Genomic DNA, 25,294 nt, shown 5'->3' with positions numbered 1-25,294 from the left:
GTCGATTCTACGAGCGGCGCGCCCGCGCTCCCGAAACGGCGACGAGGTCTGGACTACCTTGCAGGGGTGACACCGACGCTGCCGATGTTCCCGCTGAACACGGTCCTGTTCCCCGGCGTCAGCGTGCCGCTGCACATCTTCGAGGACCGCTACCGCGCCCTGGTCCACCACCTGCTCCGCGTCGAGGACCCCACCGAGCGGGTCTTCGGCTCCGTCGGCATCCGCGAGGGCTACGAGGTCGGTGACCACGGCGCCCAGTCCCTCTACCGGGTCGGGTGCAAGGTCCTCCTCACCGAGGTCGAGGCCCACGAGGACGGCAGCTTCGACGCGATGGCGGTCGGGCTGGACCGGATCGAGCTGGAGCGGCTCGACACCACCGGCACCTTCCCGGTCGGCCACGTCCTGGACCGCCCCGAGGCGCCCGCCGCGGTTCCCGAGCAGGTGCTGGAGTCGGCGCGGGCCACCTTCTCCGCCTACCGGGCCGCGCTCGCCGGGATCCGGGCCGACCCGTACTCCGGCTCCCTCCCCCGCGATCCGTCGTACCTGTCCTGGACGCTCGCGGCCTGCGCGCCGCTGCCGATGCCCGAGCGCCAGTCGCTGCTGGAGGCCGAGGACGCCACCGAGCGGCTGACCCTCGTGACCGACCTGCTCCGCTCCGAGCTGCGCGCGATGAACGTGATCCCCTCCCTGCCCGCCACCGAGGTCGCCCGCACCCGGTGGTCACCGAACTGAGGCCACAGCCTCGGCGACGAAGGAGCCGGCGTCGTGGCCGAAGATTGAGCAAGCCCTCCGGCTGAGCCCGCGAAGCCGGAACGGGCGCGTCGAAATCCACCAAGCGTCCCCTCGACAACCGGGAGAGCCACGTGCCCAAGAAGCACAGACCCGGCGGCACCCCCGCCACCGTCGCCCTGACCGCGGCCGGCATCGCCTACACGCTGCACCCCTACGAGCACGACCCACGCGCGGAGTCGTACGGACTTGAGGCGGCCGAGGCTCTGGGGCTCGACCCGGCGCGGGTCTTCAAGACGCTGATGGCCAGCGTGGACGGGCGGCTCGCGGTCGCCGTCGTACCGGTCTCCGGCCAGCTCGACCTGAAGGCGCTGGCCCGGGCGCTCGGCGGGAGCAAGGCGACGATGGCCGACAAGGGCGCTGCCGAACGGGCGACCGGGTACGTCGTCGGCGGGATCTCCCCGGTCGGCCAGAAGCGCGCCCACCCGACCGTGGTCGACGCGACGGCGCTGGCCCACCCCACGATCTACGTCTCCGCGGGCCGCCGCGGCCTCGACCTGGAAATGGCTCCGGCCGACCTGGTCGCGGTCACCGGGGCGACCACGGCCGAGGTCGGCCGGAGCTGAGGGAGGGCGGGTCAGTCGGTGCTGATCCGCAGCCGGGCGCGCATGACGCCGTCTTCCTCCCAGGCACTCATGCCGAGAGCGTCCAGGGGACCCAGGTTGGCGGTGAGCTCGTCGTCGTCGCCCATCCCCTCGATGATCAGCGAGGCGATCTTGTCGAGGTCGAGGAAGAGCACCGCGGACACGTCGTCGCTGTCGGGCACGACCGACTCGAAGCTCTCGGAGTCGCCGAGACCGCCGTCGCCGAGGACCTCCTCACGGTAGTCGCTGTCCGGGCCGATCGCGATGGCGTCGCCCTCGCTCGAGCTGCCGAGCAGGTCGCCCGCCGAGCCGAGCTGCGGGCGGATCTTGTCGAGCACGCTCTCGACCTCGTCCGGGTCTCCGAGCACCTTCAGCGCCAGCGGCAGCCCGGACGGGTCCCCGGACGAGAACAGCTCCTCGGGATCCAGGTCGCCCCCGACCGCGAGGGCGGCGGAGTCACCGAGCAGCGTCTCCGCGTCCTCGGGCAGGCTGAGCCCGCTGGCGTCCTCGAGCTCCTGCAGCAGCGTCTCGACGTCCTCGCCCAGCGACGACGCGGCCGAGGCGAGCACGTCGTCGAACCAGCCGTCGTCGAAGCCCAGCCCCAGGGCCACCATCGTGCCGGCCGGCAGGCTGGCGAGCGCCTCGGCGCCGGAGTCGCCGTCGACGGCACCCTCGCCGTACATGGCCGGGTCGCCGGCCACCTCGACCGCGACCGCACCGCCGTCGAAGCGGATGGTGACGGCCGCGCCCTCGAAGTCCTTCAGCGCCTCCTCCAGCTCCTCGGTGACCTCGTCGGGCACCTCGCTGGGCAGCTCCTCCTCCAGGCCGCCGTCGAGGCCGCCGTCGAGGTCGTCGTCCAGGCCGTCGCCCAGGGCGCCACCCAAGTCGTCGTCGAGGCCGTCGAGCTCGTCGGTCGAGGAGGTGAGCTCCTCGAAGTAGGCGTCCAGCTCCTCGGGCGACATCGCCGCGAAGTCCTCGTCGGAGAGCTCGGGCAGCTCGGGCGCCTCGGGGACCTCGGGGACGTCCGCGTACGACGACTGCGTCATCCCGGCGATGCCCGGTGTCATGCCCATCAGGCCGCCGAGGTTGTCGGCGAGGAACGCGCCGGCCGCCGGGGCGGCGTACATCGTGACGATGCCGGGGTCACCGGCGCCCTCGGTCCACTTCTTGAAGGTCTCGTCGTCGGCCAGCGAGCCCTCCGCCGTCGCGTCGGTGACGTCCTCGGCGATGGCGGGCGTCTCGGCCAGCACCACCCACTCGTCCCCGACGAGCTCCACGCCGGGCTGCTCGGACTCGTCGCCGCAGGCGAAGATCTTCTTCAGGCCGTCGGCCGCGGCGTCGCCGTCGGTGACCTGCAGGACGACCACCGGGGAGGGCTGCTCCTCGCCGGCCTCCACCGCCGCGACCGCGCCCCGGTCGCCGAGCCACGGCTCGATGTCGTCGCCGTAGTCGAGGTCGCACGGGGCCTCGGCGAGGATGGCGTCGACGATCTTCTTCGTGACGTCGATGTCGCCGACGTCGCCGCTGAGGTCCAGCTCGCCGTCGATCACGGGGAACTTCTTCAGCGTGCGCAGCGCGTCGATCTTCTGTTCACCGCTGGGATCGAGGTCGACGCTGATGTAGCCGAGGGTGTCGGCGGGCAGGGCCTCGGCCGGCTGCGCACCGGTCGAGAGGTACCACCACGCACCGAAGGCGGCGCCGCCGATGGCGCCGGCGCCGACGACGGCGCCCGCGATCAGCAGGAGTCGCCTGGGGCCGCGTCCTCCGGAGGCGCGGCGAGCACGCTCGGGCGGGATCGGGCCGCCGCCGCCGTACTCGAGCGTCTCGCTGCCGGGCGGCGGGCCACTCGGCGGCGGACTGCTCGGAGGCGGGCCACTGGCCGGTGGGCCGCTGGGCGGGCCGCTGGGGGGCGGACCACTCGGGGGCGGGCCGGCCGGAGGTGGGCTGGAGGGCGGAGGGCCGGGAGGCAGGCTGCTGGACACGGCCGCAGCCTATCTCGGCTCCCGGGTCCCCGACGTCCTCAGCGCAGGCGTCGACCGAGAGTCGCGAGAAGCACGACCAGCACCGCGGCGAGCGCTCCGACCGGGAGCGCGACGTAGGGGCTGAGGCCGTCGACGACCAGATGGCCGGGAAGCCTCGTGCCGTCAGCCGCCGTCTTCGCCAGCACCTCGGGATCCGTGGGACCGAGCGACATCCCGACCCTGGCCATCACCCAGGCGGCGAGGCAGGACCCCACGGCGAGGGCGACGACGGTCACGACCTCGGTGTGGTCCAGCACCAGCGCGCAGACCACGCCGCCGAGCACCCCGGCGGCCAGGGCCACCAGGACGTAGAGCGCGATCGCGTCGAACTCGGCCTGTCGGCCCGGCATGTAGGGGTCGGGGTACCAGGTGTGGTCCGAGACGACACCGGGCGGGGCGTCCCAGACCCGGAACCACACCCAGCCGGCGACGGCACCCAGCGCGGTGAACAGCGCCAGGATGGCGAGCGCCTGCGCAATCGGCGCCCGCCGGTCGCGGCGGGCCTCGCTCAGCTCGTCAGGCAACCGGGCCCCAGCAGCTGCTTGAGGTCGGCGAAGAGCGCCGAGCTCGGCGTGACACGGTTCTCCAGGGCCATGACCAAGGTCTTATCTCGGTTGAGCAAACGCAGCCGCACCTCGGTCGTGCCGCGGTGCGTGCCGAGGACGTCCTTGAGCTGTGCCACCACCGGTGGCGTGCACCGGGTCTGCGGGAGGCTGATCACCACCGGACCGCTGGGCCCGTCGGAGATGTCGGGGACGCTGACGTCCTGGCCGTGGATCTCCGGCTGGTCCTTGCTCTTGGAGAGCCGGCCCTTGACCGTGATGATCGCGTCCTCGACCAGGTAGGTGCTGGCCAGCTGGTAGGAGCTCGGGAAGAGCAGCACGTCGATGGCGCCGTCGAGGTCCTCCAGGGTGACCATCGCCCAGGCGTCGCCGCGCTTGGTGATCTTGCGCTGCACCGAGGTGATCAGGCCGCTGATCGTGATCGGCGAACCGTCCTGCCGGTCCTCGTCGAGCATCAGCTGTCCGACGGTGCAGTCGGAGGTGTTGGCGAGCACGTGCTCCAGACCCAGCAGCGGGTGGTCGGAGACGTAGAGGCCGAGCATGTCCCGCTCGTGGCCGAGCAGGGTCATCTTGTCCCACTCGGGGATGTCCGGGATGGTCACCGAGATCCCGAAGCCGCCGCCCGCGGACTCGTCGAGACCGCCGAACAGCGAGTCCTGACCGATCGCCTCGTTGCGCTTGATGTCGACGTACTGGTCGACCGCGGTCTCGTGGATCGCGACCAGGGCGCGGCGCACGTGCTTCATCTCGTCGAAGGCGCCGGCCTTGATCAGCGACTCGATGACCCGCTTGTTGCAGACCAGCGCGGGGACCTTCTCCATGAAGTCGTTGAAGTCGGCGTAGCGGCCCTTCTCCTCGCGGCCGGCCACGATGCCGTCGACGACGTTGGCGCCGACGTTGCGCACCGCCGTCAGCCCGAAGCGGATGTCGGTGCCGACCGGGGTGAAGTTGGCCGAGGAGGAGTTCACGTCCGGCGGGAGCACCTGGATCTTCATCCGGCGGCACTCGTTCAGGTAGATCGCCGACTTGTCCTTGTCGTCCTTGACCGAGGTCAGCAGCGCGGCCATGTACTCGGCCGGGTAGTTGGCCTTCAGGTAGGCCGTCCAGTACGACACCAGGCCGTACGCCGCGGAGTGCGCCTTGTTGAAGGCGTAGTCGGAGAACGGCAGCAGGATGTCCCACAGGGTCTTGACCGCGGCCATGGAGTAGCCGCGCTCCTGCATGCCGGCGGAGAAGCCGGCGAACTGCTTGTCCAGCTCCTCCTTCTTCTTCTTGCCCATCGCGCGGCGCAGGATGTCGGCCTGTCCCAGGCTGTAGCCCGCGAGCTTCTGGGCGATCGCCATCACCTGCTCCTGGTAGACGATCAGACCGTAGGTCTCCCCCAGGATCTCCGCGAGCGGCTCGGCCAGCTCGGGGTGGATCGCCTCGACCGGCTCGCGGCCGGTCTTGCGGCGGGCGTACTTGTTGTGGGAGTCGGCACCCATCGGGCCCGGCCGGTAGAGCGCGCCGACGGCGGAGATGTCCTCGAAGAGGTCGGGGCGCATGCTGCGCAGCAGCGCGCGCATCGGACCGCCGTCGAGCTGGAAGACACCGAGGGTGTCACCGCGCTGGAGCAGCTGGTAGGTGGTCGGGTCGGTGAGAGGCAGCTCCTCCAGGACCACGTCGATGTCGCGGTTGGCCTTGATGTTCTTCACCGCGTCGTCGAGCACCGTCAGGTTGCGCAGCCCCAGGAAGTCCATCTTGATCAGGCCGAGGCCCTCACAGGTGGGGTAGTCGAACTGGGTGATCATCGCGCCGTCGGCGGGCCGCTTCAGCAGCGGGATCACGTCGACCAGCGGCTCGCTGGACATGATCACGCCGGCGGCGTGCACGCCCCACTGGCGCTTGAGGCCCTCGATGCCGATGGCGGTGTCGACGACCTTCTTGACGTCGTTGTCGCCCTCGTAGAGGGCCCGGAACTCGCCGCCCTCGCCGTAGCGCTTGTGGGCCGGGTCGAAGATGTCGTTGAGCGGGACGTCCTTGCCCATCACCGCAGCCGGCATCGCCTTGGTGATCCGGTCGCCCATCGCGAACGGGTAACCCAGGATCCGGCTGGAGTCCTTGACGGCCTGCTTGGCCTTGATGGTGCCGTAGGTGACGATGTAGGAGACCCGGTCGTCGCCGTACTTGTCGGTGACGTAGCGGATGACCTCGCCGCGTCGGCGCTCGTCGAAGTCGATGTCGAAGTCGGGCATCGAGACGCGGTCGGGGTTGAGGAAGCGCTCGAAGATCAGGCCGTGCTCGAGCGGGTCGAGGTCGGTGATCCGCATCGCGTAGGCGACCATCGAGCCCGCACCCGAGCCGCGGCCCGGACCGACCCGGATGCCGTTGTCCTTGGCCCAGTTGATGAAGTCCGCGACGACCAGGAAGTAGCCCGGGAAGCCCATCTGGGTGATGACGCCGATCTCGAACTCGGCCTGCTTGCGCACCTTGTCGGGGATGCCGTTCGGGTAGCGGAAGCGCAGCCCCTTCTCGACCTCCTTGACCAGCCAGGAGTCCTCGTTCTCCCCGGGCGGGCAGGGGAAGCGCGGCATGTAGGTGCCGTTGCCCTCGGTGAACTCGACGTCGCAGCGCTCGGCGATCAGCAGCGTGTTGTCGCAGGCCTCGCGCAGGTCGTACTTGTCGACCCACAGCGCCCGCATCTCCTCGGCGCTCTTGATGTAGTAGCCGTCGCCGCTGAACGCGAACCGCTGGCCCGGACCGTCGCCGGCCGGGATGTCCATCGTCGAGCCGGAGTTGATGCAGAGCAGGTGCTCCTGGGACTTGGCGTCCTCGCGGTTGACGTAGTGGGAGTCGTTGGTAGCCACCAGCGGGATCTGCAGGTCCTTGCCGAGGCGCAGCAGGCCGTCGCGGACACGGTTCTCGATGTCGAGGCCGTGGTCCATCAGCTCCAGGAAGTAGTTCTCCTTGCCGAGGATGTCCTGGAAGTCGCCGGCGGCCTTGCGGGCCGCTTCGTACTGGCCGTAGCGCAGGTGGACCTGGACCTCGCCCGAGGGGCAGCCGGTGGTGCCGATGATGCCCTTGCCGTGCTGGGCGAGCAGCTCGCGGTCCATCCGGGGGTGCTTGAAGAAGCCGTCGCTCCAGGCACCGGTGGAGAGCCGGAACAGGTTGTGCATGCCCTCGGTGGACTCCGAGAGCAGCGTCATGTGGGTGTAGGCGCCGCGGGCCGAGACGTCGTCGGGGCCGCCGTCGTAGAAGTTGACGCCCTTGCGCTCCTTGCGGGAGATGTTGGGCGCGAAGTAGGCCTCGATGCCGATGATCGGCTTGACCCCGGCCTTCTTGGCCTTCGAGTAGAACTCGTAGGCGCCGAACACGTTGCCGTGGTCGGTCATCGCGATCGCGGGCATGCCCAGCTCGGCCGCGCGTTCGGCCATCGGACCCAGGCGCGCGGCACCGTCGAGCATGGAGTACTCGGTGTGCACGTGCAGGTGGACGAACGAGTCCTTCGAACCGGTCGACATCGTCGCGGAGCGCTCCTCGGCAGCAACAGTTCGGACAGGTAGCATCAGCAGCCGGAGGCGTCGGCAAACGATCCTGGGGGAAGGACGTCAGCCTACGCGACGGCAGGACCTCATCCTGGCACCCGCCGCCGACAATCCCGGCGGCGCCGGTCAGCTCGCGTCGAGGCTCTCGGTGATCACGGCGTGCATGATCCGCGCCAGTCGCTCGGACCCCAGCGTGGGCGCGCGCTCGGCCATCGTCGCGGCGATCGCCCGCTCGCGGTCCGGGTCGCGCGTGCGGTCGTGCTTGATCCCCTGGACCGCCGCCGTCAGCGCCACCCGGCGCTCGAGCAGGTCCCCGAGGTCGGCGTCGACGTCGTCGATGAGCCCCCGCAGGAAGCCCAGCGGGTCCTCCCCCGGCCAGGCCACCCGGACGTCGGGAGCGCGCTCCTCGTTGGCCGTCCCGTCGGTGCGCTCCAGCTCGACCAGGCCGTGCCCGCCGTAGAACGCCCGCGCCGGGGTGTTCGTCTCGAAGACCCACAGGCAGAAGCCGCCCGGACGCTGCGCCTTGACCAGGTCGAGCAGGGCCGAGCCGACGCCGCGGCCGGCGTACGACGGGAGCACGTAGAGGTCGTCGAGCCAGGTCGGCGTGAAGCGGGCGTAGGCCACCACGCGCCGCTCGGACTCGGCGAGCCAGACCTCGTCCTCACGCAGCCGGGCGGCGAGCCACGAGCGGGTGTCCTCGTCGGGGTGCACCGACGGCGGCATCGCGCCCGAGCGCACGGCTGCGTGCCGGGCGGCCAGGTGGACCTCGGCCACCGCTCGGTCGTCGGCCTCGCCGGCCGGCCTCAGCAGCAGCGCGGGGTCGGCCTCAGTGGGCATCTCGGATCACGGCGAGGGCGTGGGCCAGGTCGTCGGGGTACGACGACTCGTACTCGACGTGCTCACCGCTGTCGGGGTGCTCGAAGCCGAGACGCACGGCGTGCAGCCACTGCCGCTCCAGACCGACCCGCTTGCCCAGGGTCGGGTCGGCGCCGTAGGTGACGTCGCCGACGCAGGGGTGCTTGAGCGCGGACAGGTGCACCCGGATCTGGTGGGTGCGACCGGTCTCCAGGTGAACCTCCAGGAGGCTCGCGAACCGGTGCGCCTCGAGCGTCTCGTAGTGGGTGACGCTGGGCCGACCGTCAGCCATCACGGCGAACTTGTAGTCGGCCTTGGGGTGCCGGCCGATCGGGGCGTCGATGGTGCCCTCGTGCGGGTCGGGATGACCCTGGACCAGTGCGTGGTAAGTCTTGTCGACGGTGCGCTGACGGAAGGCATTCTTCAGCAGCGAGTAGGCGTGCTCGGACTTCGCGATCACCATCACGCCCGAGGTCCCGACGTCGAGACGCTGGACGATGCCCTGTCGCTCCGAGGCACCGCTGGTCGCGATCCGGAACCCGGCGCCGGCAAGGTGGCCCACCACGGTCGGGCCGCTCCAGCCCGGCGAGGGGTGTACGGCGACCCCGACCGGCTTGTCGATGACCACGATCGACTCGTCGTCGTGGATGATCCCGATCCCCTCGACCACCTCGGGCACGACCTCGAGCCGGTTGGTCGTCGCCGGGAAGGTCACGTCGAGCAGGGACCCGGGCAGCACCCGGTCGCTCTTGCCGACGGAGTGACCGTCGACCTGCACCTGGCCCTGGGCGATCAGGTCGGCCGCGCGGGTGCGCGAGAGCCCGAACATCTGGGCCATCGCGGCGTCGACGCGCTCGCCCGCGAGACCGTCGGGCACCGACAACGTCCGGTGGTCAACCTGGGTCACGCGTCAGTTTCCTCGTCGGTCGTGCGGGTGCCGTCGAGACGGACACCGCGGAAGGCCTGGACCAGGATCAGGGCGGCGGCGACGTTGATGCAGATGTCGGCGACGTTGAAGATCGGCCAGTTCGGGAGCATCAGGAAGTCGACCACGTGACCGCGCAGCGGCCCCGGGTCACGCAGGAGCCGGTCGGTGAGGTTGCCGCAGACACCGGCCAGGAGGAAGCCCAGGGCGACGGCCCACAGGGTGCTGCCCAACCGGCGGCTGAACCACACGACGGCCACGGCGGCGACGATCGCGACGCAGCTGAGGACGACGGTGTACTCGGTGCCGAGGCTGAACGCCGCGCCCGGGTTGTAGACCAGCCGGAGCTGCAGGAGATCACCGATCACCGAGACGTCGTCGCGGCCCTCGAGGTGCTTCTCGGCCTGCCACTTGGAGACCTGGTCCACGACGTACAGGGCCGCGGCCAGCGCCGCGAACAGGGTCCACGGACGCGGAGACCGGCGAACGCCGGACGGGGTCTCGATGTCGCTCAGCGACGTTCCTCGCGCTGCTTGCATGTCATGCAGAGTGTCGCACGGGGAAACGCCATCAGCCGCATCTTGCCGACCGGCTGACCGCAGGACTCGCAGACGCCGTAGGTGCCGTCGTCGATGCGGGTCAGCGCATGGTCGATCTGGGCCAGCTTCTCCCGCTCCATGGCCAGCACGGTCATCTCGTAGTCCCGCTCGAAGCTCGACGCGCCGACGTCCGCCTGGTCGTGCCCGGCCCCGTCACCCGAGTCGCGCATCAGGCCGGAGAGCTCGACCTCCTGGGCACTCACGATCTCGGCGCTGTGGGTGCGCTGGTCGTGGAGCTCGGAGAGCACCTCCGCGAGCTCGGACTTGGTCCACGGCGACTCGCCGTCCTTGACGACCAGGGCGCTCGCAGGAGCCTTCCTGGCCGCCGTCTTCTTCGCGGGCGCTGCCTTCTTGGCCGGCGTCGCCTTCCTGGCCGGCGTCGCCCTCTTGGCCGGCGTCGCCTTCTTGGCGGGAGCGGTCTTCTGGGCAGGCGTCGACTTCTTGGCCGGTGTCGCCTTCTTGGCGGGAGCGGTCTTCTGGGCAGGCGTCGACTTCTTGGCCGGCGCTGCCTTCTTGGTCGGCGCCGCCTTCTTGGCCGACGTCGCCTTCTTGGTCGACGCCGCCTTCTTCGCCGACGTCGCCTTCGCGGCCGGCGCCGCCTTCGTGGCCGGTGCGGTCTTCTTCACGGGCGTCGCCTTCTTGGCCGGCGTCGCCTTCTTGGCGGACGCGGCCTTCTTGGTCGGCGTCGCCTTCTTCGCCGTGGTCGTCTCGGGCGGCTCGGACGCCGCCTTGGCGGATCGCCGCGAGATCACCTTGCGTGCGGCCGTGGCCGCCTGACCGGCCAGCGACTTCCTGGTGCTGCGAGTCATCGACTGCCTCCATCCGGGGCCGAACACGTGGCGGGGCCACGGGTGTGCACGGACAGTAGCCGCTCCGGGCAACCCCTGACAGGAGGCACACCGGACAGAGGAGTCCGACATGCGGAACGGCCGGCCCCCAAGGGGGCCGGCCGTCCGGGTCTAGCTTGGTCGAGGAACTCAGGCCTCGTCGTCGCCCAGGATCGAGCGGAGCCGCTTCGGAGCCGGGGGCTCGTCGGTCGGCGCGGCCGTCTCACCGGAGCCGCTGAGCGACTCCAGCTGCTGGGTGAAGTAGCTCTTGAGCCGCGAGCGGTACTCACGCTCGAAGGAGCGCAGCGTCTCCACCTCGCCGCTGAGCCGGTCACGCTCGCGCTCCAGCTCACCGAACATCTGCTGACGGCGCTCGGCCGTCTCGGAGTCCAGCATCTGAGCGCGGGTGCGGGCGTCCGCCTCGAGGCGGTCGGCCTTGGCCTTGGCCTCGGTCTCCAGGCGCTCGGCGCGGGTGCGCGCCGAGCCCACGATCTCGTCGGCCTCGTTCTTGGCCTCGTCGACGAGCTCGTCCGCGTTGCGGGTGGCGATCTCCAGCAGCCGGGCAGCAGCGTTGGAGGCCTGCGGCACGGTCTCGATCCGGATGGTCTCGACCGGGCTGGCGGCCACCACGGGGGCGGCCACGGGGGTCGGCTCCGGCTCCGGCTCCGGGGCCTTCTCGACGACCGGGGCCGGCGGAGGCGTCGGCTCGGGAGTCGGGACCGGGGCACCCGACTGCGCCGAGGAGAGCTTGGCGCGCAGGTCGTCGTTCTCCTTGGTCAGCCGCGCGAGCTCGGCCTCGACCTCGTCGAGGAACTGGTCCACCTCGCCCATGTCGTAGCCCTCACGAAGCCGGACGGGAGTAAACCGCTTGTTACTCACGTCCTCAGGCGTCAGTGGCATGACCTCACCCATTCATTCGTCGAGAAGTAGAACTGTCCGTCGAACAATAGCGCCTGCTGTGGGACGGGTGTGACTCAGCGACCCACTCGGCGACCCTGGGCACGGACGAGCCCTGGGCGGCGGCGGTGTCAGCCACCGAAGGACGAGCGCACCAACGCGATCAGCACGTAGGTGGAGATCATGACGATCAGGAAGCTGACGTCCAGGGCGATGCTCCCCAGCCGCAGCGGCGGGATCACCCGACGCAGCGCCCTGATGGGCGGGTCGGTGGTGGTGTAGACGACCTCCAGCAGGAGCAGGAGCGCGCCGTGCGGACTCCAGCCGCGCGCGAACATCTGCACCCAGTCCACGATGAACCGGATCCAGAGCATCCCGAAGAACACGTAGAGGACGATCAGAAGGATGTTGCCGACGGCTTCCACCTGAGAACTGCGCTCCTGCGTTGGCTGCGAACCCGACCCCCCGCGAGGGGCCTCAGCTCTGGTTGAAGAAGTCGCCCTCGACGATGCGACGCTTGTCCTCGGCGGTCACGGACACATTGGCCGGCGAGAGCAGGAAGACCTTGTTGGTCACGCGCTCGATGGTCCCCCGGGTGGCGAAGACCAGGCCCGCCGCGAAGTCGACCAGGCGCTTGGCGTCGGAGTCGTCCATCTCGGTGAGGTTCATGATCACCGGCGTGCCGTCGCGGAAGTGCTCGCCGACGGTGCGCGCCTCGTTGTAGGTGCTCGGGTGCAGGGTGACGATCCGGGAGAGCTCCGCCACGGAGCCGACCGGAGCGACGCTCGGACGCCGGCGCTCGGCCAGGTCGGCGACCGGGGCGGGCGTGCCGGCCCGGGCCTCGCGGGTCTTGGGTGCCCGGCTCGGCCGGGTGGCGACCGCCTGAGTCTCCTGCGTGTAGTCGTCGTCGCCGTCGTACTGGTCGTACTCGTCGTCGTACCGGCCAGTGTCCTCGACCAGGCCGAGGTACTCACCGATCCTGCGCATCGCGCCGCTCATGACTTGTCGCCCTCCGTACTTGGCGCCCCGGCACCGGGACACACTCCTGGTGATCGGGACACTACTGGACCGGGGCCCTCGAACCGAGGACCGCGGAGCCGACGCGCACGTGTGTCGCGCCGGCGTGGATTGCCTCTTCTAGATCCCCGCTCATGCCCGCGGACAGCCAGTCCGCGTGCGGATGGTCGGCGAGCAGCTCGCGGCGTACGTCGGCGAGCCGCGCGAACGCCGTGGCGGGATCCTCGCCCAGCGGCGCCACGGCCATCAGCCCGCGCAGCGCCAGCCCCTCGGCCTCCTCGACCGCCGCCGCGAGCCCCGCCACGTCGGCGGGGTCCGCGCCTGCGCGACCCGCCCGGTCGGGCGGGTCCAGGCTGACCTGGAGCAGCACCTCGACCTCGCGGTCGGCCTGGTGGGCGCCGTGCGAGAGCGGGGCGAGGAGCTTGCGCCGGTCGACCGACTCGACGACCTGGGAGTACGACGCCACGGCGGCCGCCTTGTTGCTCTGCAGGCCGCCGATGAAGTGCCAGACCAGGGGCAGGTCCGCACACTCCCCCGCCTTGGCCGCCGCCTCCTGGTGCCGGTTCTCGCCGACGTGGACCACACCGAGGTCGGCGAGGAGGCGGACGTCGGAGGCCGGGAAGAACTTCGTCACGACCACCAGCGTCACCTCCTCGGCGTCCCTTCGGGCCGCCGCACAGGCCTTCTCGATCCTTCCCCGGACCGAGGCGAGGCCGGCGGCGACCTCCTCGTGGCGACTCACTTGAGGAAGTCGGGCACGTCCAGCTCGTCATCGTCGAACTGCACCTGGCGCGGCGCCGGCCGGGGAGCCTGGGCGGGCGCGGGCTGACTCGGACGCAACGTCTGGGGGGGCTGGGTCTCGGCAGGACGCGGAGCCGGCGCGGCGGCGACCGTGGCGCGCTCCCGGGTCTCCTCCTGGGTCTGCTGCGGGCGGGGCTCGCGACGCAGCACCGTGCCCTCGTCCCGCTTCTTGGGCGTGCCGCCGTCGAAGCCCGCGGCGATCACGGTCACTCGGACCTCGTCGCCGAGCGCGTCGTCGATCGTCGCACCGAAGATGATGTTGGCCTCGGGGTGCACGGCCTGGGCGACCAACGCCGCGGCCTCGTTGATCTCGAACAGGCCGAGGTCGGAGCCACCGGCGATCGAGAGCAGGACGCCGTGCGCGCCGTCGATGCTGGCCTCGAGCAGCGGGCTGGAGACGGCCATCTCGGCCGCCTGGACCGAGCGGTCCTCGCCGCGCGCGGAGCCGATGCCCATCAGCGCGGAGCCCGCGTTGGCCATCACCGACTTCACGTCGGCGAAGTCGAGGTTGATCAGGCCCGGGGTGGTGATCAGGTCGGTGATCCCGGAGACACCCTGGAGCAGCACCTGGTCGGCCTGCTTGAAGGCGTCGAGCACCGAGACGTTGCGGTCGCTGATCGAGAGCAGTCGGTCGTTGGGGATGACGATGAGGGTGTCGACCTCCTCGCGCAGCGCGGCGATGCCCTCCTCGGCGGAGTTGGCCCGACGCCGGCCCTCGAAGGCGAACGGCCGGGTCACGACGCCGATCGTCAGCGCGCCGAGCGATCGGGCGATCCGGGCCACGACGGGTGCGCCGCCGGTGCCGGTGCCGCCGCCCTCGCCGGCGGTCACGAACACCATGTCGGCGCCCTTCATGACCTCCTCGATCTCCTCGGCGTGGTCCTCGGCGGCCCGGGCGCCCACGTCGGGGTTCGCTCCGGCACCGAGGCCGCGGGTGAGCTCGCGGCCGATGTCGAGCTTCACGTCGGCGTCGCTCATCAGCAGCGCCTGCGCATCGGTGTTGATCGCGATGAACTCGACGCCCTTGAGGCCGACGTCGATCATCCGGTTGACGGCGTTCACGCCACCGCCACCGATGCCCACGACCTTGATGATGGCCAGGTAGTTCTGTGCTGCTGCCACGGTGGCTGCCTTTCGGGTGGGGGTGTCTCGATCGGGGTGGTTCTGCGATCGCTCGCGCAGAGACGGTTCAGATGTCTGTCCGACGTGTCCATCAACTCTGACCCTCAGCCTGAGGGTTATAGTTATGTCAACCTCGCCGTGGTCACGACAGTAGGCAGCCGCGCACCCCGGATCTCGCAGACACGCCGGGGCGGGCTCAGCGATCCGCCGCGGCTCCGGCCGGCTCGTTCGACGTCGCCGGCCGCGAGGGCACGCTGACGTCGTACCAGCGCGCCTCCTGCCGGAGCAGGCCGCCGAGCACCTCGGCCTTCAGCTCCGACTCGTCCGCGCTCCCCCACATCACCTGGCGGTCGCCGCGCAGCACCAGCCGGATCTCGTCGACCGTGTCGACCTCGAGTCGGGCCACCTCGCCGACCAGTCCGGCCGGGAGGGCCGCGATCACGGTCGCCGCCTCCTGGAGGGTCTCGCTGTCGGCCTCCGGCCCGGCCTTGACCAGCGGCAGGTCGTCGGGCGCCGAGCGGTAGCGGCGGAAGAGCACGCCAGTGTCGTCCATCCCCCGGATCTGGCCGCCGATCTCGACGACGGCCACCGGCTCCCGCTCCTCGATCCGGACCAGCACCTGATCGGGCCACTGCCGGGTCACGTCGGCGGCGCGGACGTCGGCCAGGGACTCGACCCGGGACCGGACGGCGTTCAGGTCGACGGTGGCCAGCGGCTCCCCCTCGGGCACCCGGGCGGCGTCGCGGACCACGTCCTCGGAGATCGTGCGGGTGCCCGCGACCTCGACGCCCTGCACCGACAGCCAGGTCGAGAAGTAGACGGCGTACACGCTCCCGCCCACCAGCCCCAGGAGTACGACGATGCCCGCGACGTAGCGCCACGCCAGCCAGCGGCGGCGCCACTGCCGGCGCGCGAACCGGCGACGGGTGCGCTCGGCGGCGCTCACCGGATCGGGGGGCCGACGCTCAGCCACCGGCGTCCTCGAGGAGCTCGAGGACTCGCGGCCCGGTGCGGGTCACGTCACCCGCGCCGAGCGTCAGCACGAGGTCACCGGGGCGAGCCCGGTGCACCAGCTCACGGGCCGCCTCCTCGATGCCGGGCACGAAGGCGACGCGCTCGCGCGGGAGGGGTACGGCGTCGGCGACCAGCGCACCGGTCACGGCAGGGTCGGCGTCCTCCCGGGCCAGGTAGACGTCGAGCACGACGACCTCGTCGGCCGCGCCGAGCGCCTCGCCCATCGCGGTGCCGAAGATCCGGGTGCGCGAGACCAGGTGCGGCTGGAAGGCGACGACCAGCCGACCCTCCCCCGCCAGCGCGCGCCCCGCTTGCAGGTCGCCGACGATCTCGGTCGGGTGGTGGGCGTAGCTGTCGTAGACCCGCACCCCCGCGACCTCGCCCTTGAGCTCCATGCGTCGCTTGGTGCCGGTGTAGGACACCAGGCCGCCGACCAGGTCCGCCTCGGCGAAGCCGAGCTCGCGGCCGACGGCCAGCGCCGCGAGCGCGTCGGCGAGGTAGTGCTCGCCCGGCGACCACAGCCGTACGCCGGCCAGCGGGCCGGGCTCGCGCGCCGAGACGGTCACGACCCGGCGGCCGGCGATCCGCTGCCGCTCGGCCAGCGCGGCTGCACCCGGGTCGTCGACGACGCAGACCAGGAAGCCGGCGGGGTCGAGGGTGTCGGCGAACTCGTCGAAGGCGGCGGCGTACGCCTCCGGTGTGCCCCAGTGGTCGAGGTGGTCGGCGTCGACGTTCGTGACGATCGCGGCGTACGGCGCGTAGTGGAGGAAGGCGCCGTCGCTCTCGTCGGCCTCGGCCACGAAGAGCTCGCCGCTGCCCTCGGCCGCGTTGCGACCGGTGGCGGCCAGCTCGCCGCCGATGGCGTACGTCGGGTCCGCGCCGGCCGCCTGGAGGGCGACCGTCAGCAGCGAGGTGGTCGTCGTCTTGCCGTGGGTGCCCGCGACGGCGAGCACCCGGCGACCGGCCATCACGGCCGACAGCGCGGCCGAGCGCGGCAGCACCCGCAGGCCCTGCCGGACCGCCTCGAGGTACTCCGGGTTGTCCTCGCGGACGGCGGTGGACACCACGAGGGTGTCGACGTCGTGGACGTGTGCGGCCTGGTGGCCGAGGTGCACCACGGCACCCGCCTCGCGCAGCGCGTCGAGGGTCGGCGAGTCGACGCCGTCGCTGCCGCTGACCACGATCCCGCGGGCGAGCATGATCCGGGCGATGCCGGAGAGCCCGGCACCGCCGATGCCGACGAAGTGCACCCGGCCCAGCCGGTCGGCCGGCAGGACGTCCTCGGGGACCGGGACCCTCATCGGGCCGGTCCCGCCGCGGCCTCCACGACGATCCGGGCGAGCTTCTCGTCGGCGTCGCGCGGGATCAGCCCCGCCGCAGCCGCGCTCATGGCGGCCAGGCGCTCGGGGTCGGTCGCGAGGCCGGGCACGGTCGCCGCCACCCACTCCGGGGTGAACGCGGCGTCCGCGACGAGCAGCGCGCCGCCGGCGTCGACCACCGGGCGGGCGTTGTGGGCCTGCTCGCCGTTGCCGTGCGGCAGCGGGACGAAGATCGCGGGCACGCCAACGGCGGCGGCCTCGGTGACGCTGTTGGCGCCGGCCCGGCAGACCATCAGGTCGGCGGCCGCGAGGGCGAGGTCCATCCGGTCGACGTACCTCTCCACGACGTACGGCGTGGAGGTCGGCTCGGGGATCGCCTCGCCGTTCGGGCCGACGACGTGCAGCACCTGCACCCCGGCGTCGCCGAGGGCTCGGGCAGCGCGGGCCACCGACTGGTTGAGCCGGCGTGCTCCCTGCGAGCCGCCGGTCACGACCAGGGTCGGCCGGTCGGGGTCGAGGGCGAAGAACTCGCGGGCCTCGGCCCGCAGCTCGGCCCGGTCGAGGGTGGAGATCATCCGACGGATCGGCAGGCCGACGTACTCGGCCTTCGGGAGCCGGGTCTCGGGGAAGCTGACGGCGACCCGGGCGGCGACCCGGGCGCCGGCCTTGTTGGCCAGGCCGGGCAGGGCGTTCCCCTCGTGGACGACCACGGGCACCCGGGCCCGGCGAGCGGCGAGGTAGGCGGGCATCGAGACGTAGCCGCCGTAGCCGACGACCACGTCGGGTCGGATCCGCTCGATCACCTCGGCGGCCGCCCGCACCGCGCCGCGCAGCCGGCCGGGCACCCGCAGCAGGTCGACGCTGGGCTTGCGCGGCAGGGGCACCGGCGGGATCAGCTCCAGGGGGTAGCCGGCCGCGGGGACGACGGTGTTCTCCAGACCGCGGGGCGTGCCGAGACAGGTGATCTCGACGGACGGGTCCAGCCGACGCAGGGCGTCGGCGGTGGCGAGCAGGGGCGAGGTGTGGCCGGCGGTACCGCCGCCGGCGAGTAGAACGCGCATATCGAGGACGACCCTACGTACGCCGGCCTGCGGACAGACCGGCGGAGCGGGCCTTGCGGCGCTGGGCCAGGGCCCGGGCCGCCTCCGGCTCCCGGCGGGCGAACCCGATGACCAGGCCGAGCGCCACCAGGGACGGCAGCAGGGCCGAGCCGCCGTAGGAGACCAGCGGGAGCGGGATGCCGATGACGGGCAGCAGCGCCAGGACCATGCCGACGTTGATGATCATCTGGCCGAGCAGCCAGACGACGATGCCGAACGTGGCGTAGCGGACGAACGGGTCGGCCGTCTCGCGGGCGACCCGCAGCGCGGCGTACGCGATGGTGAGGAAGAGCAGCACCACCAGGAGGGTGCCGATCAGGCCGAGCTCCTCGCCGAGCACCGCGAAGATGTAGTCGGTGTGGGCCTCGGGCAGGGTGCCCCACTTCTGCCGGCTCGCGCCGATGCCCTCGCCGAAGATGCCGCCCGAGGAGAGGGCGTAGAGCCCGTGTGCGGGCTGCCAGCCGGTGTTGTTGAAGTCGCGGAACGGGTCGGTGAAGCCGGCGATCCGGCCCAGTCGCTCCTGGTCGGTGGCGGCCAGCGCGAGCACGACCGCGCCCATCGAGAACAGGCTGATGGTGAAGAACCGGCCCGGGGCGCCCACGACCCAGAGCATCCCGATCATGATCGCCACCAGCACCAGCGCGGTGCCGAGGTCCCTGCCGACCAGGACCAGGGCGGTCGCGAGCAGCATGCCGGGCACCACCGGCACGATCACCTGGTGCAGGTCGCGCAGCCGGCGCTCCTTGTTGGCGTAGATGTGGGCGGCCCAGATGACCAGCGCCAGCTTGGCGACCTCGGAGGGCTGGATGACCAGCGAGCCGACGCCCAGCCAGTTCCTGTTGCCGTTGCGCTCGACGCCGAAGAACACGGTGAGCAGCAGCAGCAGCAGGGAGACGGAGAACGCCGGGTAGGTGAGCTGCCGGATCCAGCTCTGCGGCATCCGGCTCGCCAGCCAGGCGATCGGCACCCCGATGACGACCCACATCAGCTGCCGCTTGACCACGGCGTAGGAGTCGCCGAACTCGCCGAAGGAGTAGACGCTCGACGAGCTCAGCACCATGATCAGGCCGATGGTGAGCAGCAGCGCCGAGGAGCCGAGCAGCAGGTAGTACGTCGTCAGCGGCCGGTCGAGCGCCTCGCGGGCCGCCGTGAACCACCGGAGACCGGGTCGGAACCGTCGGGCGGTCTCTCTCGGGGCCTCGACGGTGGCGGTCATCGGGCCATTTTCACCGTCGCCCGGCTCGATGCCCGGCACATCCGGAGCGTGTCGCGAAGAGGGTGCGGGGTCAGCCGCGGAACGTCCGCAGACCGTCGCGGACGGCGACCTGTCCGACGCCGTGGGCCCGAGCGAGGGCGGCAGCGACCAACGCGTCCTGGACCACCTCGGGCGTCGCGTCGGGGAGGTCGCCGATCGAGCAGAGCTCGGCGGCGCTGGTGTCGCGCTCGGCGATGAACGCCCGGTCGACGAGCAGGTCCTCGACCACGCCCAGCATCCCGACGCCGGGCGCGCCCAGGGTGATCCCGATCGCCCTGGCACCCTCGACGACGTCGGCCTCGCGGACCAGGTCCTCGGTCACGGGCTCCGACGCCAGATAGACGCAGGCGTCCCGGACCTGCTCGTAGACCCGGCCGAGGCCGGTCTCGGCCCCGACGTCGAGGACCGCGGCCGACGCGGCGCTCATCGGCCCGGCTCCGGCCAGCTGCGCGCCGGTGAGCCCGACCGCGAGGGCGTCGTACGGCTCGGGGTCCATGACGGCCTCGACGATCGGCAGCCCGCCGGCCCCGGCCCCGGCGGCGGCGCAGCGCAGGCCGCCGGCCACCAGGATCGCCTCAAGCATCCGCACGCTGCGACCCGGGTCGCGGGCCCCGGTCACGCACAGCCACGGCGCGGGGTGGGCCGGGTCGCGCAGCCGCCAGGCGAGCTCGAGCTCGCCCCAGACCGGTACGCCGCGCTCCCGGGCCTGGAGCAGCAGGGGCGACTCGTCCCAGCCGGGCGAGCCGATCACCACGTCGACGTCGTCGGGTAGGCGCGCGGTCGCGCCCTCCCCGAGCCGGACGGTCGCGCCGAGCACCTCGAGGAGCTCGGCCTCCTCCTCGCGGCCCGCGGAGGACTCGTCCAGCGCGGTGACGCTCGCGCCGAGGTGCGTGAGGTTGTCGGCGGCCGCGAAGCCGGCCGCTCCGAAGCCGGCGACCACCGCGCGGACGCCGTCCCAGGGGTCGTGGCGGCCGAGTCCGGCCGGGTCGCTCATGTGCCGGCGACCCACTCGGCGTAGAAGATGCCGAGCCCGCCGGCGACGCAGAGGCCGGTGATGATCCAGAACCGGATCACCACGGTGATCTCGTCCCAGACCATCTCGAAGTGGTGGTGGATCGGCGCGATCCGGAACAGGCGCCGACCGGTGCCGGTGACCCGCTTGGTGACCTTGAACCAGCTGACCTGCAGCATCACCGAGACCGTCTCGACCACGAAGAGCCCGCCCAGGATGACCAGCAGCAGCTCGGTGCGCGTGAGGATCGCGAAGCCGGCCAGCGCGCCGCCGAGGGCCAGCGAGCCGGTGTCGCCCATGAAGATCTGGGCCGGCGCGGCGTTCCACCACAGGAAGCCGAAGCAGGCCCCGGTGATGGCCGCGGCGATGATGGCCAGGTCGAGCGGGTCGCGGACCTCGTAGCACTTGCCGTAGGTGATGTCGGCCTGGCCGCACCACTGGTTGTTCTGCCAGATGTTGACCAGCGTGTAGGCGCCGAAGACCATCACGCTGGCTCCGGTCGCCAGCCCGTCCGCGCCGTCGGTGAGGTTGACGGCGTTGCTGGTCGCGGTGACCACGAACCAGATCAGGAGCAGCACGACGACCGTCGGCAGCGCCCAGCTCTCGAAGTCGCGGATGAACGAGATGTGGTGCGAGGCGGGCGACTGGCCGCGGTCGTCCTCCAGGTGGTCGGAGAGGGCGAGGTAGCCGAAGACCAGGGCGATGACGGTCTGTCCGACCATCTTCGCCTTGCTGCGCAGGCCGAGACTGCGCTGCTTGTAGATCTTGATGAAGTCGTCGAGGAAGCCGACCAGGCCCATCCCGACGAAGAGGAAGAGCAGCAGCATCGCGGAGGCCGTCGGCATCGTCCCGGTGACGAGCTTCGCCGCGAAGTAGGCCACGAGCGTGGCCAGGATGATGACCACCCCGCCCATGGTGGGGGTGCCCCGCTTGGTGTGGTGGGTGGTCGGGCCGTCGTCGCGGATCTCCTGGCCGTAGCCCCACTCGGTGAACCGCCGGATGGCGAAGCGGGTGCCGAGCAGCGAGATCAGCAGGGCCAGTCCCCCGCCGACCAGAATCGCTCTCATCGGTCCCTCTCGTTCCTCGTCGTGTCCGACCCAGCATTCTTCCTCATCCGGGCCAGCTCCTCGCGCACCACCACGCGGTCGTCGAACGGGTGTACGACACCGCACACTTCCTGCCCGGTCTCGTGGCCCTTGCCCGCCACCAGGACGATGTCACCGGCCTGCGCCCGGCCGAGCGCCTCGGCGATGGCGGTACGGCGATCGCCGACCTCGACGACCTCCGCGACCGCGTCGCTCGTGCCCGCCAGCATCGCGGCCCGGATCGCGGCGGGGTCCTCGGAGCGCGGGTTGTCGTCGGTGACGACGAGCACGTCGGCGAGCCGGGCCGCGGTCTCGGCCATGATCGGCCGCTTGCCGGGATCCCGGTCGCCGCCGGCGCCCAGGACCACGATCAGCCGGCCGTCGGTCAGCGGCCGGAGCGTGCGGATCGCCGCCTCGACCGCGTCGGGCTTGTGGGCGTAGTCGACGACGACCTCGAAGTCCTGGCCGGCGTCGACCCGCTCCAGGCGACCCGGCACCCCGGAGAGTCCCGCGATGCCGGCAGCGACCCGGGCGGCGTCCAGTCCGGCCTCGCCCGCCGCCGCGACGGCCGCGAGCGCGTTGGCGACGTTGAACGCCCCCGCGAGCGGCACGCCGGCCGTGTGCCGCCGCCCGTCCGGGGCCTGGACGCGGAACTCCGAGCCGCTGGGATGGGCGACCACGTCGGTGGCCCGCCAGTCGGCCGCCGCACCGGTGGCGGCACCGCTCGCCGAGAACGTCGCGACCGGCAGGGCCGTCTCCGCCACGAGCCGGCGGCCGTGCTCGTCGTCGACGTTCACCAGGGCGCGGCGGGCGCGCTCGGGGGTGAAGAGCGAGGCCTTCGCCGCGTAGTAGTCCTCGACCGTCTCGTGGAAGTCGAGGTGGTCGCGACCGAGGTTGAGGAACACCGCCACGTCGAAGACGACCCCGTCGACGCGGCCGAGCACGAGCGCGTGGCTGGAGACCTCCATCAGGCAGGCCTCGACGCCGCGCTCCAGCATCAGCGCGAACAGCGCGTGCAGGTCGGGGGCCTCGGGGGTGGTCAGCGCGGTCTTCACCTCGACGCCGGCGACCCGGGTGCCGAGCGTGCCGATCACCCCCACCGTCACCCCCGCCGCCGCCAGTCCGCCCTCGGCGAGGCGGGTGGTCGTCGTCTTGCCCTGGGTGCCGGTCACGCCGATCATCCGCAGCCGCTCGGCCGGGTTGCCGTAGACCTCGGCACTGAGCCGGCCGAGCACGCCGCGCGGACTGTCGACCACCAGCAGGGGTACGCCGACCGGAGCCCGGTCCACCCCCGCGGGATCGGTCAGCACCGCGACCGCACCGGCGGCGACCGCCTGTCCGGCGAAGTCGATGCCGTGCGCGCGGGCGCCCGGCAGGGCGGCGTACAGGTCACCGGGGCGGATCCGCTGGGAGCTCAGCGACACCCCCGTCACGACCGCCTCGGCGGCGGGAGCGGGCACGCCCAGGAAGGCGGCCAGGTCGGTCGTCGAGGTACGGGGCGGGTGCTGGGGGCGCGGCAGGAGCGGGTCGGTCATGACCGGACGAGGCTATCCGGCCCCGACGCGGGGCCGATCACCACTCGACCGGCAGCGTCGAGGGTGCGGCGCCGGTCGGCGCCACGCCGTACTGGCGCAGGGCGTAGCCCATGATCTTGGAGAACGCCGGGCCGGCGACCGAGCCGCCGCCGCTGCCCTTCCTCGGCTCCTGGACGACCACGTAGACGGTGAACCGCGGGTCGTCGGCCGGGGCGAAGCCGGCGAACGAGACGGTGGTCGAGCCGTCGTAGCAGGCGCACTTGTCGCCGACGCGCTGCGCGGTGCCGGTCTTGCCGGCGACGCGGTAGCCGGGCACGGCCGCGCCGGGCGCGACGCCTGCCTCGGGGTCGACGACCCGCTCCATCATCCGCGACATCTGGTCGGCGGCGCGCTCGCTGATCACCCGCTCCTTGGTGGCGGTGTCGGTGCCGACCACGGTGCCGTCGGCCATCGTCGCGGACCCCTTGACGATGTTGGGATCGACCCGGACGCCGCCGTTGGCGATCGTGTTGACCGCCGCGGTCATCTGGACGGCGTTCACCGAGACCGACTGGCCGAAGCTGATCCGGTCCTCGGCCTGGCTGGTCCAGGAGCTCGGCCCGCCCAGGATGCCCGCCGTCTCGCCGAGCACGCCGATCCCGGTCTTGCTGCCCAGCCCGAACCGCTCCAGGTAGGACCGCAGCTCGCCGGCCTCGAACTGGTCGGTGGCGAGCACCGTGCCGATGTTGGACGACTTCGCGAGCACCCCGGCCAGGGTCAGGCGGATGGTGCCGTGGTCGAACCAGTCGCCGATCGGCCGGTCCTGCCGCTGCAGCTGGCCCGGCACCGTCAGCTTCAGGCGCGGGCTCACCCGTCCGGTGTCGAGCAGCGCGCCCAGCGAGAGCACCTTGGCCACCGAGCCCGGCTCGTAGGGGTCGCTCAGCGCCCGGGAGATCCGGTTCGACCGGGGCGAGTCGGCCGGCTTGTTGGCGTTGAAGGTCGGGTAGTCGGCCACGGCCAGCAGCTCGCCGGTCCGGGTGTCCTGGACGATCGCGTAGCCCGAGGAGCCACCCGCGGACTCGACGGTCTGGCGGAGCACCCGTTGGGTGTACCAGCTCAGGTCGCGGTCGACGGTCGTGATGATGTCCTGGCCGTCGACGGCCGGCACCGTGGTGTTGTCGCCGAGCGGGATCTTGCTGCCCGCGCCGCGCTGGTACGTCGCCTCACCGTCGGTGCCGGAGAGCACCTTGTCGAACGCGAGCTCCATGCCGGCCAGCGGCCGGTAGCGCCCTTCCGCGTCGGGCGTGCCGACGAAGCCGATCAGGTTGGCGGCCACGTCGTCCGCGGGGTACTGCCGCACCGGGTCGCGCTCGGTCCACAGCCCGTCGTACTTCTTCTCCTTGGCGGCGTCGACGACCGCGTTGGCCTGCGCGGCCGGGACCTGCCGTGCGATGTACTCGAACCGGCTGCCCTTCTCGCGCTGCCCTCGCAGCAGCGGGAGGATCTTGAAGTAGTCGACGTCGAGCCGGTTGGCCAGGAACTTCGCGAGAGCGGGTGCCTCCTTCGCGGTGAGCGAGGGATCGGCGACCACCATCGCGCCGTCGCCGGAGTCCGCGAGCGGCTCGCCGTTGCGGTCGAGGATGTCACCGCGCTCGGCGGGCAGCACCACCTCGGCGAGGCCCTCGGCGGCCGCCATCGCGGCGTAGCCGTTCGGGTCGAGCCCCTGCAGCTGCACCAGGCGGGCACCGAACGCCGAGAGCACCATGGCGATCAGGATGAACCCGATCCGCAGCCGCACGTGCGGCGACCCTCGCAGGCTCCCCCGGGCGGTGACCGGCTGACGGTCTCGGCTCACGGTGCTCCCTCGACCCATCAGCGGTTGCGGTTCCTGGACTTGCGCTTGTCCTGCTTATCTCCCCGATCGACTGCGGCGTCGGAGGACACGCCCGGCGGCGGGGTTGCCGTGGTCGCCGCGGGGGGCGTGGGCGGCAACGAGACGACGATCGGGTCCGGGTCGAGTGCCTTCGGGACCTTCGGCTCGCGCTGCCCGAGCGGGAGCTTGGCGCCCACGGTCGGGCACGGCGCGCCGCCGACGGTGCCGGTGGCGGTGTGCAGGAAGCCGGTGCAGTCGGGCAGCACCATGCCCTGGCGCTGCGCCTTCACACCCAGCCGCTCGGGATCGCGCAGGTCCTCCAGCTCGGCGTTGAGCTGCTCCTCGCGCGCGGCCAGCCTGGTGGCCCGCTCCTGGTAGGTGCCCATCGTGAAGGACGCCTGCTGCATCGAGGTGTTGAACATCAGCAGGCCGACCACGCCGAGCAGCAGGATCAGGCTGACGAACAGCACGAACGGCACCCGGGCCGCGCGCACCGCCCGGGTGCGCGGCACCACGGTGAGGCGGGCCCGCTCGACGGCGGCACCGGCGATCCGCGGGACGCGGGATCGCAGCTGGGAGGCTGGACTGCTCATCGGGC

At 71.9% G+C, this 25,294-nt stretch carries 23 protein-coding genes; 2 read left to right on the top strand and 21 right to left on the bottom strand.

The window, feature by feature from the left end:
* The first annotated feature begins 66 nt into the window (after positions 1–66).
* On the top strand, positions 67–732 hold the full coding sequence (locus MUB56_RS13835) for an LON peptidase substrate-binding domain-containing protein (protein ID WP_244927604.1): 666 nt from the start codon (positions 67–69) through the stop codon (positions 730–732).
* A gap of 131 nt (positions 733–863) precedes the next feature.
* Positions 864–1,355: a Cys-tRNA(Pro) deacylase gene (ybaK, locus tag MUB56_RS13830; protein ID WP_244927603.1), complete on the top strand. Its 492-nt coding sequence runs from the start codon at positions 864–866 to the stop codon at positions 1,353–1,355.
* An 11-nt stretch (positions 1,356–1,366) separates the two neighbouring features.
* Here the strand turns inward: ybaK and MUB56_RS13825 are convergent, their stop codons facing one another.
* The 21 genes from MUB56_RS13825 to MUB56_RS13725 form a co-directional block, all read right to left on the bottom strand.
* Positions 1,367–3,355 carry a DUF3352 domain-containing protein gene (locus tag MUB56_RS13825; protein WP_244927602.1) on the bottom strand — a complete coding sequence of 663 codons (1,989 nt, stop codon included), beginning with the start codon at positions 3,353–3,355 and terminating at the stop codon, positions 1,367–1,369.
* Between the two features lie 38 nt (positions 3,356–3,393).
* Complete coding sequence (locus tag MUB56_RS13820; RefSeq protein ID WP_244927601.1) at positions 3,394–3,918, bottom strand: hypothetical protein; 525 nt, start codon at positions 3,916–3,918, stop codon at positions 3,394–3,396.
* Positions 3,903–7,457: a DNA polymerase III subunit alpha gene (gene dnaE / locus MUB56_RS13815; protein ID WP_244927600.1), complete on the bottom strand. Its 3,555-nt coding sequence runs from the start codon at positions 7,455–7,457 to the stop codon at positions 3,903–3,905. Before dnaE ends, MUB56_RS13820 begins: the two co-directional genes overlap by 16 nt.
* A 150-nt stretch (positions 7,458–7,607) precedes the next feature.
* On the bottom strand, positions 7,608–8,318 hold the full coding sequence (locus tag MUB56_RS13810; RefSeq protein WP_244927599.1) for a GNAT family N-acetyltransferase: 711 nt from the start codon (positions 8,316–8,318) through the stop codon (positions 7,608–7,610).
* Positions 8,308–9,243, bottom strand: coding sequence for an RluA family pseudouridine synthase (locus tag MUB56_RS13805; RefSeq protein ID WP_280637282.1), 936 nt, complete (start codon positions 9,241–9,243; stop codon positions 8,308–8,310). The genes MUB56_RS13810 and MUB56_RS13805 overlap by 11 nt, the downstream gene beginning before the upstream one ends.
* Positions 9,240–9,800 carry a signal peptidase II gene (lspA, locus tag MUB56_RS13800; protein WP_244927598.1) on the bottom strand — a complete coding sequence of 187 codons (561 nt, stop codon included), beginning with the start codon at positions 9,798–9,800 and terminating at the stop codon, positions 9,240–9,242. The genes MUB56_RS13805 and lspA overlap by 4 nt, the downstream gene beginning before the upstream one ends.
* A complete protein-coding gene (locus MUB56_RS13795; protein WP_244927597.1) occupies positions 9,773–10,669 on the bottom strand; it encodes a TraR/DksA family transcriptional regulator in 897 nt (298 codons plus the stop codon). Before MUB56_RS13795 ends, lspA begins: the two co-directional genes overlap by 28 nt.
* Positions 10,670–10,837: 168 nt before the next feature.
* On the bottom strand, positions 10,838–11,587 hold the full coding sequence (locus MUB56_RS13790; protein WP_280637281.1) for a DivIVA domain-containing protein: 750 nt from the start codon (positions 11,585–11,587) through the stop codon (positions 10,838–10,840).
* A 128-nt stretch (positions 11,588–11,715) separates the two neighbouring features.
* A complete protein-coding gene (locus MUB56_RS13785) occupies positions 11,716–12,009 on the bottom strand; it encodes a YggT family protein (protein WP_244927595.1) in 294 nt (97 codons plus the stop codon).
* Between the two features lie 52 nt (positions 12,010–12,061).
* Positions 12,062–12,583, bottom strand: coding sequence for a cell division protein SepF (gene sepF, locus MUB56_RS13780; RefSeq protein WP_244927594.1), 522 nt, complete (start codon positions 12,581–12,583; stop codon positions 12,062–12,064).
* A 61-nt stretch (positions 12,584–12,644) separates the two neighbouring features.
* Positions 12,645–13,343 carry a YggS family pyridoxal phosphate-dependent enzyme gene (locus tag MUB56_RS13775; RefSeq protein ID WP_244927593.1) on the bottom strand — a complete coding sequence of 233 codons (699 nt, stop codon included), beginning with the start codon at positions 13,341–13,343 and terminating at the stop codon, positions 12,645–12,647.
* Positions 13,340–14,524: a cell division protein FtsZ gene (gene ftsZ / locus MUB56_RS13770; protein WP_244927592.1), complete on the bottom strand. Its 1,185-nt coding sequence runs from the start codon at positions 14,522–14,524 to the stop codon at positions 13,340–13,342. The genes MUB56_RS13775 and ftsZ overlap by 4 nt, the downstream gene beginning before the upstream one ends.
* 196 nt (positions 14,525–14,720) lie before the next feature.
* Positions 14,721–15,497: an FtsQ-type POTRA domain-containing protein gene (locus MUB56_RS13765; RefSeq protein ID WP_244927591.1), complete on the bottom strand. Its 777-nt coding sequence runs from the start codon at positions 15,495–15,497 to the stop codon at positions 14,721–14,723.
* Positions 15,490–16,839: a UDP-N-acetylmuramate--L-alanine ligase gene (murC, locus tag MUB56_RS13760; protein WP_244927590.1), complete on the bottom strand. Its 1,350-nt coding sequence runs from the start codon at positions 16,837–16,839 to the stop codon at positions 15,490–15,492. The genes MUB56_RS13765 and murC overlap by 8 nt, the downstream gene beginning before the upstream one ends.
* Entirely contained in the window at positions 16,836–17,918 is a 1,083-nt protein-coding gene (murG, locus tag MUB56_RS13755) for an undecaprenyldiphospho-muramoylpentapeptide beta-N-acetylglucosaminyltransferase (RefSeq protein WP_244927589.1), read from the bottom strand. The genes murC and murG overlap by 4 nt, the downstream gene beginning before the upstream one ends.
* Before the next feature lie 13 nt (positions 17,919–17,931).
* A complete protein-coding gene (ftsW, locus tag MUB56_RS13750) occupies positions 17,932–19,173 on the bottom strand; it encodes a putative lipid II flippase FtsW (protein WP_244927588.1) in 1,242 nt (413 codons plus the stop codon).
* 70 nt (positions 19,174–19,243) lie between these two features.
* A complete protein-coding gene (locus MUB56_RS13745; protein WP_244927587.1) occupies positions 19,244–20,206 on the bottom strand; it encodes a hypothetical protein in 963 nt (320 codons plus the stop codon).
* Positions 20,203–21,291 (bottom strand): phospho-N-acetylmuramoyl-pentapeptide-transferase, encoded by a 1,089-nt coding sequence (gene mraY / locus MUB56_RS13740; RefSeq protein WP_244927586.1) that lies wholly within the window; start codon positions 21,289–21,291, stop codon positions 20,203–20,205. The genes MUB56_RS13745 and mraY overlap by 4 nt, the downstream gene beginning before the upstream one ends.
* Positions 21,288–22,844, bottom strand: a complete 1,557-nt coding sequence (locus tag MUB56_RS13735; RefSeq protein WP_244927585.1) for a UDP-N-acetylmuramoyl-L-alanyl-D-glutamate--2,6-diaminopimelate ligase — start codon at positions 22,842–22,844, stop codon at positions 21,288–21,290. Before MUB56_RS13735 ends, mraY begins: the two co-directional genes overlap by 4 nt.
* A gap of 37 nt (positions 22,845–22,881) precedes the next feature.
* Positions 22,882–24,678, bottom strand: a complete 1,797-nt coding sequence (locus tag MUB56_RS13730; protein ID WP_244927584.1) for a penicillin-binding protein 2 — start codon at positions 24,676–24,678, stop codon at positions 22,882–22,884.
* A gap of 17 nt (positions 24,679–24,695) precedes the next feature.
* On the bottom strand, positions 24,696–25,289 hold the full coding sequence (locus MUB56_RS13725) for a hypothetical protein (RefSeq protein WP_244927583.1): 594 nt from the start codon (positions 25,287–25,289) through the stop codon (positions 24,696–24,698).
* Positions 25,290–25,294 lie beyond the last annotated feature (5 nt).

This window comes from Nocardioides sp. W7, assembly GCF_022919075.1.
Lineage (GTDB): Bacteria > Actinomycetota > Actinomycetes > Propionibacteriales > Nocardioidaceae > Nocardioides.
Note: the sequence above shows the minus strand (reverse complement) of the source record. Positions and strands in the feature narration are given on the sequence as shown.